Source organism: Aeromonas simiae (assembly GCF_014892695.1).
Taxonomy (GTDB): domain Bacteria; phylum Pseudomonadota; class Gammaproteobacteria; order Enterobacterales; family Aeromonadaceae; genus Aeromonas; species Aeromonas simiae.
Map to the genome: position 1 here is coordinate 62,091 of NZ_CP040449.1, position 15,410 is coordinate 77,500.

Below are 15,410 nucleotides of genomic sequence, written 5' to 3' on the forward strand. Positions count from 1 at the left end.
TTACTCCCTCACCATGGCGTAGGTTGGCAGGCCCCGGCAGATCACATCCCCCAGCCAGGCGGCGCCGGTCTGTTCGCTCAGATCCAGCTCGGCTTCACAAAACTGGCTGCCGTTACGGAAGGTCAGCATGGGGTTGGCTTTATCCACGTCCAGCGAAAACTCCCCGTCTCGGTTGGTCAGCGTGGTGCCGATGTGGTTATCGAGGCGGGCATTGGCGATGACGGAGCCATCTTCGGCCCGGATGACGCCAAAGACAGTGACCATCTCTCGGATGTTCTCTCTGGCGTCGAGTGTGGCTACGTTGCCGGGAAACAGGGTGTAGCGCTGTTTGCCGGTGTTGATGTCATAGCTGTCCCGACTGTGTTTGCTGTTGAGCAGCTCAATTTCGTACTCCTGATAGGAGGGCAGTGCCAGGAAGGTCTGTTCCCCCCGCAGTAGGTAATCCTGACCATTGATCTTGGCCAGCATCTGGCCCTCCTTGGCGATGCCGGTATTGATGATAAGCCCCGAGCCGGCGCTGCTCTGGCTGGAGGCGAGCAGGGTTTCAGCAGTGCTCACCAGGGCCCCCCTCGCGATCAGGTTGCCATTGAGATCCCCTCCGTGGCCGCGCCCCACCGTCATGGTGCCACCGATGATCCGGTTGTCGAATCCCAGGGTGCCCGAGAGGGCCATGTTGCGCTCATCATTGCCGTGAATAAGGCGCGAGGCATTGAGCGAGGCCAGATTGATCACCCCCTCCATGCGCTTTTGATAGTTGAGGTTGGCGGTGGTCTGGCCCTGCTCGTTACTGCTCATGCCAATGCTAAAGAGGTTATCGAACGGAATGCTGTAATCGAGGGTCACGCTCTTGTTATCCACGCCGCCCGGCAGGGCCCGGTTGCCTTGCAGGCTGGCGCGCAGTGACAAGCTGCCGTAGCGACCGGAATAGAGGCTCTGGTAATAGTCCACATAGTTGCGATCGCTGCCGTTCTCCCTGTCTTTGGTCATGTTGATGGATAGCTGGCCAAGGCCCGTGACCCACCCTCCGATATTGAGGGTGATACCGGCTGAGTAGAGGTCGGTTTCTCCTACCGTCAATGTGTTCCCTGTGGCGAGCTTTTCCTGGCTGGCCCACATGGAGAGGTGATCGTGTAACTGCAATGAAAGGCTGCTGGCCAGGCGCCATGAGCGATCGGTGGAGAGCATGGATTGCAGTTGCAAAGAGAGTCGCTCCGTGGCTTGCCACCCCAGGCGGGTCTCTCCCACGGCGGCATCCCGAAAGGCATAAGCGGTGGTGGCGAAATCCACCGTCTCTTGGGTGCGAGCCAGCGAGAGGCCGGCCAGAGGCGAGTCGCTGCGCTGCTCTATGCCCTCCATAAGCCCCCCCCACCATTGCCATCCCCACTCTTGGCTGAAATCGAGGTGGCCGCCCAGCTTGGTGACTCGCTGAGTGCTGGTGTCGGTCAGTCGCCCCTCGACATAGGTCTCGACCGTCACGTTGTAGACGCCGCTGGGAAAGGAGGAGGTATCGATGCTCTGGTTGCCGATCGGCAGGTTTTGCAGGGCGATCAGACGGCCGTCCCGATAGACTCTGGCCTCGCCGTTGGCCGGCATGAAGACCTGGATGGGGGTGCTGGATTCTTGGGTGGTGCGCTTGCGCGATTGGGCCTGGTTGCCATAGGAGGCGCCATAGATGCGTCCGCTATTGAGGGCGGTCACCACCCCGAGCGTCTGTAGATCCCAAGTCGACACCATACCGGCGGCGAACCGGCGATCCTCGAGATCCCGCTCGTACATGGTGCGGTAGAGTTCGCTGCTCTGCTGGCCGGTACCCATGTTGTAGAGGGAGGCATCCAGCTCCAGGTGATGGGCTCCTTGGCCCAAGGTGCTACTTAGTTGGAAAAAGTTGGAATCACTGTGGCCGCTCTCATGCGTACGAGCGAAGGAGTAACCCATGTTGTAGCGGTGAACGCCTGTCAGGGACGCCACGCTCGGGGTCAGGGCCATGCGCCGCTCTGTCTGTTTGGCATCGCCAAACGCCTCGCGGGACACCTGAATCGTCAGCAACATGGCGACCAGATCGAGGTGCATGCTCGCATGTTCGTCGATACGCAGGGTTCCTTCGGGGGAGAAGACGCGCAGCTGTTCATGGGCCAGTTGGGCGATCAGCGCGTCATTGAGCAGCCCCTCCTGCTGACCCGTGGTGAAGTCGATGCTGAGCAAGTGGAGCTGGCCGTCGCGAAGGAGCAGGGTGGCATTGCCGATGGCATCGTCGGTCAGCGTCTCCACTTGATGCGCGGGATCGCGGTATTGCAGGCGCACCGGTACGGCCAACCCCTCTTCCAGCGCCGCCGCGAAGCTGGTCGGAATGATGACGTTGGCAATGCGCAGTGGCGCTGCGATAGCCGGCGTCGCCAGCAGCGCAGAGGCTGCAAGCAGGCAGTTTAAGGTACTACGCATAGTGAATCCTGTGGTTCAGGTCAGGCGACAGGATTACTTAACCACCACGAATTCTTGTCCCAGCCAGAGGCCGAGGTGGCTCTTCTCGTGGTGAATGTCGACCCGCTTGAAGGCGCGTCGTTTGCCCGGCAGATCGTAATAGGTCTCCCTGCACTGTTTGCCGGGCTGATCACGGCAGACCCCGTAGGCGACGACCCGATAAGAGGCATTGCCCCGATTGACCAGCACCCCCTTCTCGATGGCGTAGTCGAAGCGGTGCTGGCGTGGGGTGACGACCAGGATGGTGCCTATCTGGGCGGAGGTGGTGGCGACCGCCTGACGGCGCTCCTGGCGCTGCTCATCGGCAGACAGGGCGGTGTCGAGCCAGGTGATGCGGTAGTAGCGCTCCTTGGCATCGGCCGGCCCCTTGTAGAAGAAACGCACGTTGTTTTTCGCCTTGGCGGGCAGCATCAGGCGACTGGGGGAGAGCAGCAGCTCGCCGTTTATCTCCATCGGTATGGTGACGCCCCCCTCTTCGGGGGAGGAGATGCGGGCGACGGAGATGGTGACCAGGCGGGCCTGATCGCTGTTATTTTCGATCTCTTTCGCAACGTCCTGAGCTCCGGCGTCAATGAAGGTCGTGATACTGCCGACATTGATGGCTTGACCGGAGAGGGGATAGACCAACAGACCGAGCACGATCGTTCTCAACAACATAGGGCTGATCCCTCTAAAAAAGGGGCCACACGACCCCTTGAGTTACACCATGTCGTCAGGCCCAGCTGGCCACAAACTCGACGCTCACCTCACCGCTCCACAGCCCGTCCGGCAGCGCGTTGAACGAGGCGGTCGAGCCACCGACGGTGGCGCTTTCGATGAAGAAGTTGAACGAGCCTTGTGCGCTAGAGCGCTGATCGAGCTTGAAGGTGGTGGCCAATGAGGAGAGGGCGCCACCATTGACGCCGTTGGCGGTATCGATCAGGGCGGTGTAATCCGTATTGGTGAGCGGGGCGCCTTGCCACATGACCCCCACCTCAACGGTTGAGCCTCCGCCGAGGTGATTCAGGGTGCCGCTCAGTTTCTTGGCCTTCAAGGTGAAGTCGGTATAAGCAGTCCCGGACGAATCGCTGGAATGGCCCATGATGGCCACGTCAAACAGGCCGTTGACGGTGTTGAATCCCTCAATCCCTTCGGCGTACTGAAACGAGAGGCTGGTCAGCGGGGTGACCACCAGTGAGGTGGTGGTGTCTTTCTTGGCGGTAGCTTGCCAGGTGGCGACGGCAATACTCTCGACAGCGGCGTGAGCGGAGGTTACCCCCAGGCTTGCGAGAGCCAGAACAATCAGAGTTTTTTTCATTTTTTCTTCCTTCCCTGTGTGGTGGGACAAGCATTCCCGATTTTTGCATGACTCTTGGCAAACACCTTTGGGGCCATATGGAGCGTGTTGGTCAAGATTCAGGCAACAAAGATACATGCAATGCCCACCTTCATCGACCAGAGTCTATGTAGGAAAATCCTCAAAAAACTGTGATGGGAGTCTACGTAGGAAAATGCCCAAAATAACGATGCGTGATACGGATTAATTCTGACGTTCTGTGCTGTGTTGAAAGCTATATGGATATCTTATCTATATGTTTTTTATAAAAAATCATGTTTAACACAAAACTAAATCACAATTATTATTTTATTTTAATAAATTATATGTAAGTGTTTTGTGTTTTTGTAACCAATTGATTTTCAATGGTTGTTCTGTTGTTTTTATATTATTTGATGATGAGTTTATGATTTTTGTCAGCAAGCCGTTCCAGAATAAAGAAATAATGGTAGATTCAAGGGCATGATTGGCCTTATTGGTGAAAGGAACAAGGACGATTATGGCGGATGTTCTGGTTGTGGATGACCATCCTGCAATTCGGATGGCGGTAGGGATACTGTTGCAACAAGATGGACACAATGTGTGTGGTGAAGTCGACAATGGCGTGGATGCAATCCATCAATTCAGGTGTCTTCAGCCACAGGTGGTGGTGCTGGATATCGGTATCCCGAAGCTGGACGGGATTGAGGTGGTCAAGCGCATCAAATGCATTGATGCAACGGCTCAGGTGATCGTCTTGTCAGCGCAGGATAGCCGCCATGTGATGGTTCGCGCCTATCAGGCTGGAGCGGACGGATTTGTCTCCAAACTGGAAGACTTAGGGCTGCTCAAGGAGGCGATCCGTACCTGTCTGGGAGGGAGGCTGTTTTTCCCGACCGAGGTGATCGCCCACGGGAAATATTCCGCGGATGTGAACAGTAGGGAGGTACTCAATACCCTCTCCGATCGGGAGATGAGCGTATTTGTTGCGTTGTGCCAAGGCCGAGCAAACAAGGAGATTGCCGGTGACATGCTGCTCAGCGAGAAGACCATCAGTACCTATAAGGCCAGGGTGATGCAGAAACTGCAGGTGAGCAACATGGTCGAGCTGCTGGAGTTGGCCAAGCGATACATGGTGATATGAGGTCTGTCTATGACGATTCTCAAGGTGCTTTACGCTGCCTGCATGTTGCTGGTGGCGACCATGGCAGTGTCCGTCGAGCGGGAACGCGAGACCGGTCTCATGGGCATTCTCTCGAGAGAATCTCTGCCCGACACCCCTCGGCAGGTGCCGACCCTCAGCGAGCAGCAGCGGCACTGGCTGAACAATAAACAGCGCCTGGTGCTGGCGGTGCCCAGACCAGACAGCCCGCCGATGGATATCACGTTGCGCTCTTGCGCGTACGAAGGGGTCACGGCCGATATCATCGGCATCGTAGGAAAGAGCCTGGGCGTTGAGATCCTGGCCAAAACGTTCCCGTCCCGTGATGAGGCCATCGTGGCCATTCATCGTGGCGAGGCCGATTTCATCGGGTCGGCGAATACTTATGAAGTGAGAGAGGGTCTGGCGCTGACCCTTCCCTACATCATGGATGAGCCGGCCATCTATAAGAATTTCAGCGTGCATCCCGAGCAGATAAAGAGAGTGGCGGTTGCCGAATCCTATCTGCCCTTTGCGGAGGTCATCAGCTATCTGCCTGGGGTCAGGGTGGAGCTCTATCCCTCCCGCTATAGTGCGATGGCCGCCGCCGCGTATGGCGAGGTGGATGCCGTCCTTATCGATATGATCTCGGGGAACTTTCTCACCAACAAATTTTATCAAGACAGCATACAGCTAGTGCGTCCTATCTATGCCGACACCGAGGGGTTCTCATTCGGGGTCAGGGCCGGCAACGATACGCTGAGGGAGATCTTAAATGCCTCCCTGGCATCGGTCACCGACATGCACATCAATTCGGTGATTAAGCGCTGGAGTGGTGGGGGTCTCTCCATTCAGTCCACGCGTACCAATCTGACCCGGCAGGAGTGGCAGTGGATCAATGCCAAAGGGACGATCACCATCGCCGTCAACAAGGGGCTGCCGCCCCTGAGTTTCATCGATGTGAAGGGCAACCTGCACGGCATCGCCGCAGACCTGTTTCAGGTGATCGGCTCCAAGCTCGGCGTGGCAGTACAGGCACTGCCGGTGGCCAATACGCACGAGCAGATTGAGGCGGTCACCCAGGGCCGGGCGGATGCCATGATCCTGACGCCCACCCCGGAGCGATTGCAGCAGTATGTGTTCAGTCGGGTGTTTACGCTCGATCCCCTGGTCTATGTCGTGAACAACAAGAATCGAGGGGTGGAGCCTGAGGCAGTGCTCAAGATTGGCCGGATGGCCAGCATCAAGGGGTTTGCCTCCTCGTCGGAGATCGACAAGGCGTTCACCATTCGGCGGCAGCTGCATTTTGACAAGATCGACGCGGCCTTGGAGTGCGTGGCCAAAGAGCGATGTGATGTCGCCATCTTGCCGCTGCGGGTTGCCAAGTTCTTCATCAACTCCGAGTTTCCAGACCGTCTGCATATCGCTGGCGAACTGTTTGGCTCTGTGCCGCTTGGGGCGGGGTTTGCCGTCTTGCCTGCTCAAAAGAGTCTGGTGGATATCCTCGACACCGTGGTGGCCTCTATCCCGCCGGATGAGCTGGAAGGGTTGGCGACCCGCTGGCGCGTCAGCGCCAAGCAGGAGCTGATCACCTGGCAGGATGTGCTGCGGGAGTTCGGCGTCTTCTTCTTGGTGGCGTTTTTGCTTTTTACTGGCGGGCTGCTCTGGAGTCTCTCGCTGCGCCAGCAGATCCAGCGGCGCAAGGAGGCACAGGCCGCGCTGTGCTATCAGTTGAAGTTCATTGAAGAGCTGGTGGACAGCACTCCTCATCCTATTTACGCCTGCGACCTTTCCGGTCAGCTGATCCTGTGCAACGGCAACTACGCCCATTTCCTCGGCATGGAGAAGGAGGAGATGCAGCGCCTGTCACTGTCCGAGGTGGAGCGGCGCTGGCCTTTCATGGCCCCCCTGATCAGGGCCTTTGACCAGATACGGCAGGATGAGACTGCCCGTGAGGGGGATTATCGGATACACCTGCCCGATGGGGGAGAGATCGATATCTTTCACTGGTTGCAGGTTTATCGCGATCTCTCCGGTCAGGTTCAGGGGGTGGTCGGCGGCTGGATCGACGTGAGTGAGCGGGTGTCACTGATGAGTGAGTTGGCCAGTGCCAGCCTGGATGCCCAAGAGGCGAGTCGGGCCAAATCGACCTTTCTCGCCACCATGAGCCACGAGATCCGCACCCCGATGAACGCCATCATCGGCCTACTGGAGCTGACCCTGCGCAAGGGGGCGTTGAGCCAAGAGGATCACAGTTCAGTCTCGGTCGCCTATCAGTCGGCCCACGATCTGCTCGGCCTTATCGGGGATATCCTCGATATCTCCAAGATAGAGTCGGGCAAGCTGGAGCTGGCCCCGGCGCCCCACCGCGCCACCGAGCTGAGCCAATCGGTCATCAATGTGTTCATGGCCAGCGCGCGGCAGAAGGGGTTGACGCTGGTCATGAAGGCGCAAGGCGATCATACCGTGATGGTCGATCCGACCCGCTTTAAACAGGTGCTCTCCAACCTCGTCAGCAACGCCATCAAATTCACCCGCAAGGGAGGCGTTGAGCTGCGCCTGACTCAGCGCAGGGATGGGCCGTGGTGCCATATCGAGGTTGAGGTGACCGACAGCGGGATTGGGATCAGCCAGCAGGATCAGGCCCGGCTGTTCCAACCATTTACGCAAGGGACGCAACCGGCAGATGAGCAGCACTCCGGCACCGGCCTGGGCCTGATGATCAGCCGCACCCTGTGCCAGATGATGGGGGGCGATCTCTCTTTGAGCAGCGAGCCAGGGCAGGGGACGACGGTATCGGCCTCGCTCCGGCTGCCATTGGTGGAGTCTCTGCCGGGAGCCAACGCCCCGACGGTGGCCGATAACCCGTCAGGGCGTAGCCGACAGGTGCTCATCATTGACGATCATCCCGCCAACCGCCTGCTGGTCGGCCAGCAACTGGCCTTCCTCGGGCATCAGGTCACCGAGGTGGCATCGGGGGCGCAGGCGTTACAGTGCCTTGCAGAGCAGCGCTTTGACATCATCATCACCGATTTCAACATGCCGGATGTGAATGGTTTGGAATTTGCGGCCCGTTATCGGCAGCAGGAGCGGGAAGAGCGGCGGGAGCGTTCGACCATCATCGGACTGACGGCGGATGCGCGCCAGGAGCAGATCCAGCGAGCCATCGAGGCCGGTATGGATGATTGCCTGTTCAAGCCCGTCAGCTTAGATGAGCTGCGCGCCTGCCTGGCAAGGCACGATGCCGGGCAGCGGTACGCGGATCCGGCCGAAGTGGCCGACAGTATCCAACGCACGCTGGGGTCGCTGACCGCCGGTAACAGCGATCTGATGCGCTCGCTCATGATCGAGTTCATCCGGGAGGCGGACAAGGATCTGCGGGCGCTGGCCAAGGCCAGCAGCGAGAACAACAGCCACGCCTTCCTGGCCCATTTGCACCGACTCAAGGGAGGGGCGCGCATCATAGGGGCCAATGAACTGGTGGCCGGTTGTGGTGAATGGGAGGTCTCCCCCCGTTTGCCGTGGTGTATGCCGAGTGTCTTGCGGCAAGTCGAGCTGCTGTACCGGCAGGTGCAAGATGGCATGCTCTATTGGCTGGAGAATAACTGCGTGAAGGCAGAGTGAACCCCTTCACGCGGTAAGGTCAGGATTGCCAGCAGGCGATCAGGTCATAGCCTGTTTCGGTGGTCTGCTGGGCTCCTGGCTGGCCGTCCTGACGGTAGCCAAGGTAGTAGCGGTCTGTGAGAGGAAGCCGCTGGTAACGTATCCCTAGCACCTGGCCGTTGAGTAATACGTCTGGAGCATTGGCCTCGTTGTTGAGGGCGCGGGCCAGCAGTTGGTAGCTATCGTCGGGCTCGAGCAGTTGGGCGGCCAGTTCTTGTGCGGGGTGAGGGGCCCTTGTGGCATTGATGACCTGCTGTCCCGGATGGAGCAGGTTGAACGATGCTTGGGGATATTTGATGGCCGTGGCGTGCCACGTGACCTGATGTGACGGCTCGCTCGCGGTGCCGTAGCCGTAGTACAGGGCCGGCAACAATGCGATGAGCGTCATATTTCTTGCCATACGCACATACCTCTCTGATGAGGACTCTGGGAGTGAATCTCTTCTTTATCGGCTCTCGCCGGGAAAAGCTTAGGCGTATCTGGTCTTGTCAGGGGCTGCTGCCTCAATGCCCTGTCGCGCTCTAGGGTGGGGGCCCCGGCCGCTGGTTGGGTTTTCGCTCATCCTCACTCCCCCGTCGTCCTGTCTGATGGTGCTCGCCGGCGGCGTTTTTTCCTTCTCTGGCAACGCGCCTTTTTCTATAGCAGTGGCGGATACTGCCGCGAGGCCTTCGGTGTGGGATGAGCCGATGAGATAAAAAAAGACCCGGGCCTTGGCCCGGGTCTTTTTATCGGAGTGCGTCCGCCGATGGCGTCAGCGCGGTGGCAGCCCCAGCAGGGCGCGCAGCTGGTGCGCGGTGGCCTCGACGGCCGGCCATTCACGGCCGGTGACGGTGACGTGGCCCATCTTGCGGCCGGGGCGGGCTTCGCCCTTGCCGTAGAGGTGCAGGTGCACGCCGGGCAGGGCCAGGGCGGCGGCCCAGTCCGGGGCGCCGTCTTGCCACAGATCGCCGAGCAGGTTGAGCAAAATGGCGGGGCATACCTCGGCCTGTTCGGGCAGCGGCAGATCGCATAAGGCGCGTACTTGCAGTTCAAACTGGCTGCAACCGGCATTATCGATGCTGGGGTGGCCCGAATTGTGGGGACGCGGCGCCATCTCGTTGACCAGCAGTTGCCCGCCGACCAGGAAGAACTCCACCGTCAGCACGCCGACATAGTCGAGGGCGGCGATGATGTGTTCGGCGATGCGCTGGGCCTCGGCCTCCAGCGCCGGTACATTGGCCGGGGAGCGGGTCTGATCCAGGATGCCGCCGCTGTGCCAGTTCTGCACCAGAGGCAGGGCGCTGATGGCGCCGCTCGGGCTGCGCGCCAGCGTCAGGGCAAACTCCCCCTCCAGTGGCAGGCGCTTTTCCAGCACGCAGGGCACGCCGCTGGCCGCCAGGGCTGCCGGCAGCTCGTCCGCCTGATGGAGGGTCCATTGTCCTTTGCCGTCATAGCCTTCACGCGCCGTCTTGAGGATGGCGGGGAACAGTGAGTCCGGCAGTGCGGGCAATGGCTCACCCGGCAACAGGGTCAGGTTCGGTGCCACCGGCACGCCGGCGCGGGTCAGGAAGGCTTTCTCTTCGCGGCGATCCTGACAGACGCGCACCGAGCTGGCCGCCGGACGCACCGGCTTGTGCTGCTCCAGCAGGGCCAGGGAGGCCGCCGGCACATTCTCGAACTCGCAGGTGATGGCGTCGCAGCGGCGGGCCAGCTCGCTTAGGGCCTCGGCGTCGTCATAAGCCGCCACGATCTGGGCGTCGGCCGCGGCACCGGCGATGCTGGCGGGATCCGGATCCAGCACGATCACTTGATAGCCGAGGCGGTGGGCCGACATCACGAAATAGCGGCCGAGCTGACCGCCGCCGAGCATGCCAAGGGTGGCGGGAGGCAGGATCATGCCGGATCCTCCAGCTCAAGGGCCAGCACCCGGTCACGCTCCTTGGCGCGAAAGCCGTCGAGCTGCTGGTGGTAGCGGGGGGCATCGTTGTCTTGAGCGACCGACAGCAGGGAGACCGCGAACAGGCCGGCGTTGGCGGCGCCCGCCTCGCCGATGGCGAAGGTGGCGACCGGCACGCCCTTGGGCATTTGCACGATGGAGAGCAGAGAGTCCATCCCCTTGAGTTGACGGGTCGGGATCGGCACCCCCAGCACCGGAATAGTGGTCTTGGCGGCCAACATACCCGGCAGGTGGGCGGCGCCACCGGCGCCGGCAATGATGGCACGCAGGCCACGCTCGCGGGCGCTGGCGGCATACTCGAACAGCAGATCCGGAGTGCGGTGGGCTGACACCACGCGCGCTTCGTAGGGTACGCCGTGCTCCTTGAGAATGCGGGCCGCAGCCTGCATCACGGGCCAGTCCGAATCCGAGCCCATCACCAGGCCGATCAGGGGAGAGTGCGTCATCGTGATTTTCCTTGCTGTCAAACGTTTGTCTTCAGTCAACAAAAAGAGCCGGCAAAGCCGGCTCTAAGCCTTCGGCAGCGGGGATCGCTGCCGGAGTGAAACTGGGGATGCACTGCGCGTGGCGTGCCATAAGGGCGCGTATGGAGAGTTCGACAAACGGCGTCATGGTCGGCCTCGGCAGGGATCCTATCTGGGTAGCATGCTGGGGCGCATTATACATTGATAAGGCCAGAAGATTATTGATATTTGTTCGATGCAATCGGATAGGAGGGGGCCAACGATAAGCTGCCCCATCAGCGTCTTTGATGAGGTGCTGGGGCAGGAGGAATTTGTCCTCTTCCCTACCATGGCGAGCGGGCTCCGAGCCTGACGGCATACCGTGCACCCTCTCTTACCTGTCTCGGCCCCTTTGTTGCATGTCGGCATCGTACTCATCCCTGTGTCTGCGTCGAGTGGGCACCCTTATCCCTCCCCTAGTCGGAACAGTAATAACAAAATGGATGTCTAGATTGCTATACATCCATTTTTGTCTTGCCTATAATCCCCGCGCTTTGGCGCAACCTGCTTAATAGGGAATCCGGTGTAACTCCGGAGCTGGCGCGCAGCGGTAAGGGGGAACGAAGCGACAACATGGCACTGCCGCAAGGTGGGAAGCCGTCGCCTAGGTTTCCAGCCCCCAAGCCCGAAGACCTGCCAAAGCTCGTATTTCGGGCCGAGAGAAACCGGTCGCGAGATGGATGCTTACGCGTAATTAAGGATCTGTTATGTCGAAGAAACTTCTGGCGGCGGCCCTGCTGCCGACGGCCGCGCTCGCCCAGTCGCCGGTATCAACCAATGAGGTGATGGTCGTCACCGCCAATCGGGTCGAACAGCCCGCCGCCAGCGTACTGGCCCCCACCCTGATCATCGATCGTTCGGATATCGAGGCCCGTCAGGTTCAGAGCCTGCCCGATCTGCTGCGTACCCTACCGGGGGTGCAGCTGGTCAGCATGGGGGGGCGTGGGCACCAGAGCAGTCTGTTCATGCGCGGTACCAACTCCAACCACTCCCTGATCCTCATCAATGGTCGTCAGATTGCCGCCATGGCGGTGGGGACCCCAGATCTGAGCCAGATCCCGCTCGGGTTGGTGGAGCGTGTCGAATACATTCGCGGGCCAAGAGCGGCCGTGTATGGCTCCGATGCCATTGGTGGTGTCATCAACATCATCACCCAGACCTCGGCCCGCCAGGGAAGTGAGACTCATCTGACCGGTGGTGCTGGCAGCCATGGTTACGGCATGGGGCAATTGCGCACGGTGCAGGCGCTGGGGGAGAAGACCGACGGCAACCTGATGCTGGGTTACGAGAAGACCGATGGGGTCGATGTCGTGGCGCAGACCCATCAGCCGGATCGCGATGGTTTTGATACCCTCAACGGTCAGTTGGGCCTGAACCACGACTTCAATGACCAGTGGAGCGGTGAGCTAAATGCGCTGGGCTGGCGCAACCTCGCTGAGACCGACGGTACCACCGATCAGAGCCGGGTCTCTGCCAAGCAGTTTGATGGAGCCCTCAAGTATCGCGGTACTGCCCTGACCAGCCGACTTGAAGCCAGTTATGGCGAACATCGCCTGAAAACCTGGCTGGATGCTGATGGTGAGGGCTCGGGACAGCCTATCCATACCGGCCTGACCCATCTGGCGTGGGTGAACGGCTGGCAGGCCAACGACAACTTACACCTGACCGCAGGTGCCGACTGGCAGCAGGAGCAGATGAAGTCGGACTCCCGCGCCGAGGATTGGAGCAGTGGCAGCCCGGCTATCGTTGGCTTTGCCGCGCCGGATCGCGACAACACTGGCTTGTTTGCCGTCGGTAGCTACCGTTGGAACCCGCTGCTGCTGGAGCTCTCCGGCCGCACCGACGACAACCAGCAGTATGGTCGCCACAACACCTGGTCGGCCGCCGCCGGGGTCGATATCGACCCGCACCACAAGGCGCGCCTGAGTTATGGCACCGGCTTCAAGGCTCCGACTTTCCTCGACCTCTACTATCCAGGTTACGAGAATCCGAACCTGAAGCCGGAGGAGAGCCGCAATCTGGAGCTGGGATTGAGCGGTCAGTACAGTGCTTGGGACTGGTCGGTAAACCTCTACCGCAACCGGATTGAAAACCTGATCCGCTGCCAGAGCGCTAACGCCAGTTGCCGCCCCAATAACACGGATGCGGATATCCATGGTATGGAGCTGGCCCTAGGCCTGATGACGGGGCCGGTGCGTCATGACCTCAGCTTCGACATCACTCGCGCCGAGGACAAGAATGATGCCGATCGGCAGTTGCTGCGCCGTGCCCGTAATAAAGGAAGCTGGCTGGCTAGCGTGACCACGGGGCCGGTGGAGTGGAGCGGCGAGGCGCTCTATGTGGGCAAGCGCTACGACAATGACTTCAGCTCCTGGCCGGCGACCCGCCGCGAGTTGGGTTCTTATACCCTGTTCAACCTGGGGGCTCATTATGCCGTGAACGAGCGGCTGACCCTGGGAGGGCGCGTCGATAACCTGCTTGATCGCGATTACGATGAAGCCGTCGGTTACCCCGGCGCGGGGACAGAGTTCCGCGTGACCGCGGATTATCGCCTCTGAGACCAGGCCCCGCGATGCGGGGCCTTCTTCTTGGGGCTTCCCCTCGTCAAAGAGGGAGGAGTATGATCACGAGCTTGTATCCGAGGGGGAGTTCCGTGGCCAATATTCTCGTCTTCGACTCCGGCATGGGGGGGCTGAGCGTCTATCGCGAAATACGCCGCCTGTTGCCAGGACATCACTACTTCTACTGCTTCGATAACGCCCACTTTCCCTATGGCGAACTTGCTGAGGAAGCGCTCATCACGGCCTGTGCGAACACGGTCGAACAGATGGTGAGCGAGCATGCCATCAACCTGGTGGTGATCGCCTGCAATACCGCAAGCACCATTGCATTGCCCGAGCTGCGCGCCAGGCTGGAGATCCCAGTGGTGGGAGTGGTGCCGGCGATTAAGCCGGCAGTAGCACTGACCCAAAATGGTTGCATCGGGCTGCTGGCGACCCCCGGCACGGTTTCCCGCGACTATACCTTGCGCCTCATCGAGCAGTTTGCGCCAGGCAAGCAGGTGCTGCTCAAAGGCAGCACCGAGCTGGTGGTTCAGGCCGAGCGCAAGCTGGCCGGGGAGCTGGTAGACATGGATGTGCTGCGCGCCGTGATGGCGTCTTGGCGGGAGGAGGGCCATAGCCCCGACACTGTCGTACTCGGGTGTACCCATTTTCCTCTGCTGGCCGATGAGCTGGCCGAGATCCTGCCTGGCGTCACGTTTGTTGACTCGGGAGAGGCGGTGGCCAAGCGGGTACGCCACCTCTTGGGGAGTGGGGGAAGTGCGGGGGAGGGAAGGGGGATGGCTTACTGCACCAGGCTTGATGCGGCAGCCCTGAAACTGCAAGCCCCCTTAATGAGCTGGGGGCTTGAGCAATTACGTCAGGTCGGAGACTAGCGCATTAGGCGTCGCCCTCTCCTTCCTTCTTCTCGTTTGCTTCACGCACCTTGAGGGTGCGCTGCTGATACTCCTTCTCATTGAGCGCCGCTACGGCGCGCTCGGCATCGGCTACCGGCATCTCGACGAAACCGAAACCACGGCGCTTGCCGGTCACCTTATCCTTCATCAGACGCACCGAAATAACCTGTCCGTGCTGGACGAACAGTTCACGCACGGCGGCCTCGTTGGCGCGATAGGGAAGATTACCGACATACAGGGTGCGGGTTTCAACATCGGTGGTCGGGGCTGTTGTGGTCGATGTCGTCACTCCAACCTTACGTTGCAGCAGCAGAGGAACCACAAAACCACCGAGTGCCAGACCCAGAGCAAAGATGATCTCGGTCTCCAGTTGGAAATTGAGCCCTTGTGCCAGCAGATAGCCGACTAACGCCAGAACGGCGGCGCAGATAGCCGCCTGTAGAAACAGGGGAAAACGGAACAATGTCATAGGGAGTCCACCCTCATGTGAATGAAGTCGATGAAAACGCAACACTTTATTCACCTTCATGGTAACGGGCTTTTGTAACACAAGCCACCGCAGAAAGGTGAAAGGCACGTCTGGAGCACATGAAATTGGCTCGGGAGTGGCTCACGAACCAGCACAATGTGGATAACTCTGTATATATACACTTAATATTTTGTTTCTAACTGATTGTTTTGAATTATTCGTGATTTTCTTCAAAAAAAGCCTTGTTATCCCGAGGCACCTCCCTATAATGCGCCCTCACCAGCACGGCGGATGACGCCAGAGGGTCAGTGAGTTGGCTTTGAGCCAGCCCGCTGCGAAAGAAAAGCCGCTACGGCGCTTGACTTTCAAAATGAGGAGCGTAAGATGCGCAGCCTCAGCCGACAAGGCAACGTTCTTTAACAAATTGAATCAAGCAATCTGTGTGGGCACTCGCAGGATTGAAAGCATC

The 15,410-nt window shown here is 59.7% G+C and carries 11 protein-coding genes and 1 riboswitch; of the genes, 4 read left to right on the forward strand and 7 right to left on the reverse strand.

Annotated features, from left to right (window positions below):
* From FE240_RS00310 to ecpA, 3 genes are read right to left on the reverse strand one after another with little or no spacing between them, the layout of a single operon-like run.
* Nucleotides 1-2,439, reverse strand: a complete 2,439-nt coding sequence (locus FE240_RS00310; RefSeq protein WP_193002922.1) for a fimbrial biogenesis outer membrane usher protein — start codon at nt 2,437-2,439, stop codon at nt 1-3.
* A 33-nt stretch (nt 2,440-2,472) separates the two neighbouring features.
* Nucleotides 2,473-3,135 (reverse strand): EcpB family pilus assembly chaperone, encoded by a 663-nt coding sequence (locus tag FE240_RS00315; RefSeq protein WP_193002923.1) that lies wholly within the window; start codon nt 3,133-3,135, stop codon nt 2,473-2,475.
* 55 nt (nt 3,136-3,190) lie between these two features.
* Nucleotides 3,191-3,775, reverse strand: a complete 585-nt coding sequence (gene ecpA, locus FE240_RS00320; RefSeq protein WP_193002924.1) for a common pilus major fimbrillin subunit EcpA — start codon at nt 3,773-3,775, stop codon at nt 3,191-3,193.
* A gap of 517 nt (nt 3,776-4,292) precedes the next feature.
* Here ecpA and FE240_RS00325 point away from each other — a divergent pair.
* On the forward strand, nt 4,293-4,916 hold the full coding sequence (locus tag FE240_RS00325; protein ID WP_193002925.1) for a response regulator transcription factor: 624 nt from the start codon (nt 4,293-4,295) through the stop codon (nt 4,914-4,916).
* A gap of 9 nt (nt 4,917-4,925) precedes the next feature.
* Nucleotides 4,926-8,537 (forward strand): ATP-binding protein, encoded by a 3,612-nt coding sequence (locus FE240_RS00330; protein WP_193002926.1) that lies wholly within the window; start codon nt 4,926-4,928, stop codon nt 8,535-8,537.
* Nucleotides 8,538-8,556: 19 nt separating this feature from the next.
* Here FE240_RS00330 and FE240_RS00335 read toward each other — a convergent pair whose 3' ends face one another.
* From FE240_RS00335 to purE, 3 genes are all read right to left on the reverse strand, one after another.
* Nucleotides 8,557-8,964 (reverse strand): hypothetical protein, encoded by a 408-nt coding sequence (locus FE240_RS00335; protein ID WP_052449473.1) that lies wholly within the window; start codon nt 8,962-8,964, stop codon nt 8,557-8,559.
* A 363-nt stretch (nt 8,965-9,327) separates the two neighbouring features.
* On the reverse strand, nt 9,328-10,452 hold the full coding sequence (locus FE240_RS00340) for a 5-(carboxyamino)imidazole ribonucleotide synthase (protein WP_042047258.1): 1,125 nt from the start codon (nt 10,450-10,452) through the stop codon (nt 9,328-9,330).
* On the reverse strand, nt 10,449-10,958 hold the full coding sequence (purE, locus tag FE240_RS00345) for a 5-(carboxyamino)imidazole ribonucleotide mutase (protein ID WP_193002927.1): 510 nt from the start codon (nt 10,956-10,958) through the stop codon (nt 10,449-10,451). The genes FE240_RS00340 and purE overlap by 4 nt, the downstream gene beginning before the upstream one ends.
* Nucleotides 10,959-11,493: 535 nt before the next feature.
* Nucleotides 11,494-11,670: riboswitch (cobalamin riboswitch) on the forward strand.
* 52 nt (nt 11,671-11,722) lie between these two features.
* Between purE and FE240_RS00350 the strand changes: the two genes are divergently transcribed.
* Together FE240_RS00350 and murI are read left to right on the forward strand one after the other, a co-directional pair.
* Nucleotides 11,723-13,573 (forward strand): TonB-dependent receptor domain-containing protein, encoded by a 1,851-nt coding sequence (locus FE240_RS00350; protein ID WP_193002928.1) that lies wholly within the window; start codon nt 11,723-11,725, stop codon nt 13,571-13,573.
* Nucleotides 13,574-13,668: 95 nt separating this feature from the next.
* Nucleotides 13,669-14,451 (forward strand): glutamate racemase, encoded by a 783-nt coding sequence (gene murI / locus FE240_RS00355; RefSeq protein WP_193002929.1) that lies wholly within the window; start codon nt 13,669-13,671, stop codon nt 14,449-14,451.
* A gap of 4 nt (nt 14,452-14,455) precedes the next feature.
* On the opposite strand, the gene FE240_RS00360 is transcribed toward murI, so the two are convergent.
* Nucleotides 14,456-14,941 carry an RNA recognition motif domain-containing protein gene (locus FE240_RS00360; protein WP_193002930.1) on the reverse strand — a complete coding sequence of 162 codons (486 nt, stop codon included), beginning with the start codon at nt 14,939-14,941 and terminating at the stop codon, nt 14,456-14,458.
* Between the last annotated feature and the right edge of the window lie 469 nt (nt 14,942-15,410).

What these genes read in the sequence shown, in the direction of transcription:
- FE240_RS00360 (WP_193002930.1), bottom strand. Translation starts at nt 14,941, where the DNA reads ATGACATTGTTCCGTTTTCCCCTGTTTCTACAGGCGGCTATCTGCGCC.
- FE240_RS00330 (WP_193002926.1), top strand. Translation starts at nt 4,926, where the DNA reads ATGACGATTCTCAAGGTGCTTTACGCTGCCTGCATGTTGCTGGTGGCG.
- FE240_RS00350 (WP_193002928.1), top strand. Translation starts at nt 11,723, where the DNA reads ATGTCGAAGAAACTTCTGGCGGCGGCCCTGCTGCCGACGGCCGCGCTC.
- purE (WP_193002927.1), bottom strand. Translation starts at nt 10,958, where the DNA reads ATGACGCACTCTCCCCTGATCGGCCTGGTGATGGGCTCGGATTCGGAC.
- FE240_RS00335 (WP_052449473.1), bottom strand. Translation starts at nt 8,964, where the DNA reads ATGACGCTCATCGCATTGTTGCCGGCCCTGTACTACGGCTACGGCACC.
- FE240_RS00325 (WP_193002925.1), top strand. Translation starts at nt 4,293, where the DNA reads ATGGCGGATGTTCTGGTTGTGGATGACCATCCTGCAATTCGGATGGCG.
- FE240_RS00315 (WP_193002923.1), bottom strand. Translation starts at nt 3,135, where the DNA reads ATGTTGTTGAGAACGATCGTGCTCGGTCTGTTGGTCTATCCCCTCTCC.
- FE240_RS00310 (WP_193002922.1), bottom strand. Translation starts at nt 2,439, where the DNA reads ATGCGTAGTACCTTAAACTGCCTGCTTGCAGCCTCTGCGCTGCTGGCG.
- ecpA (WP_193002924.1), bottom strand. Translation starts at nt 3,775, where the DNA reads ATGAAAAAAACTCTGATTGTTCTGGCTCTCGCAAGCCTGGGGGTAACC.
- FE240_RS00340 (WP_042047258.1), bottom strand. Translation starts at nt 10,452, where the DNA reads ATGATCCTGCCTCCCGCCACCCTTGGCATGCTCGGCGGCGGTCAGCTC.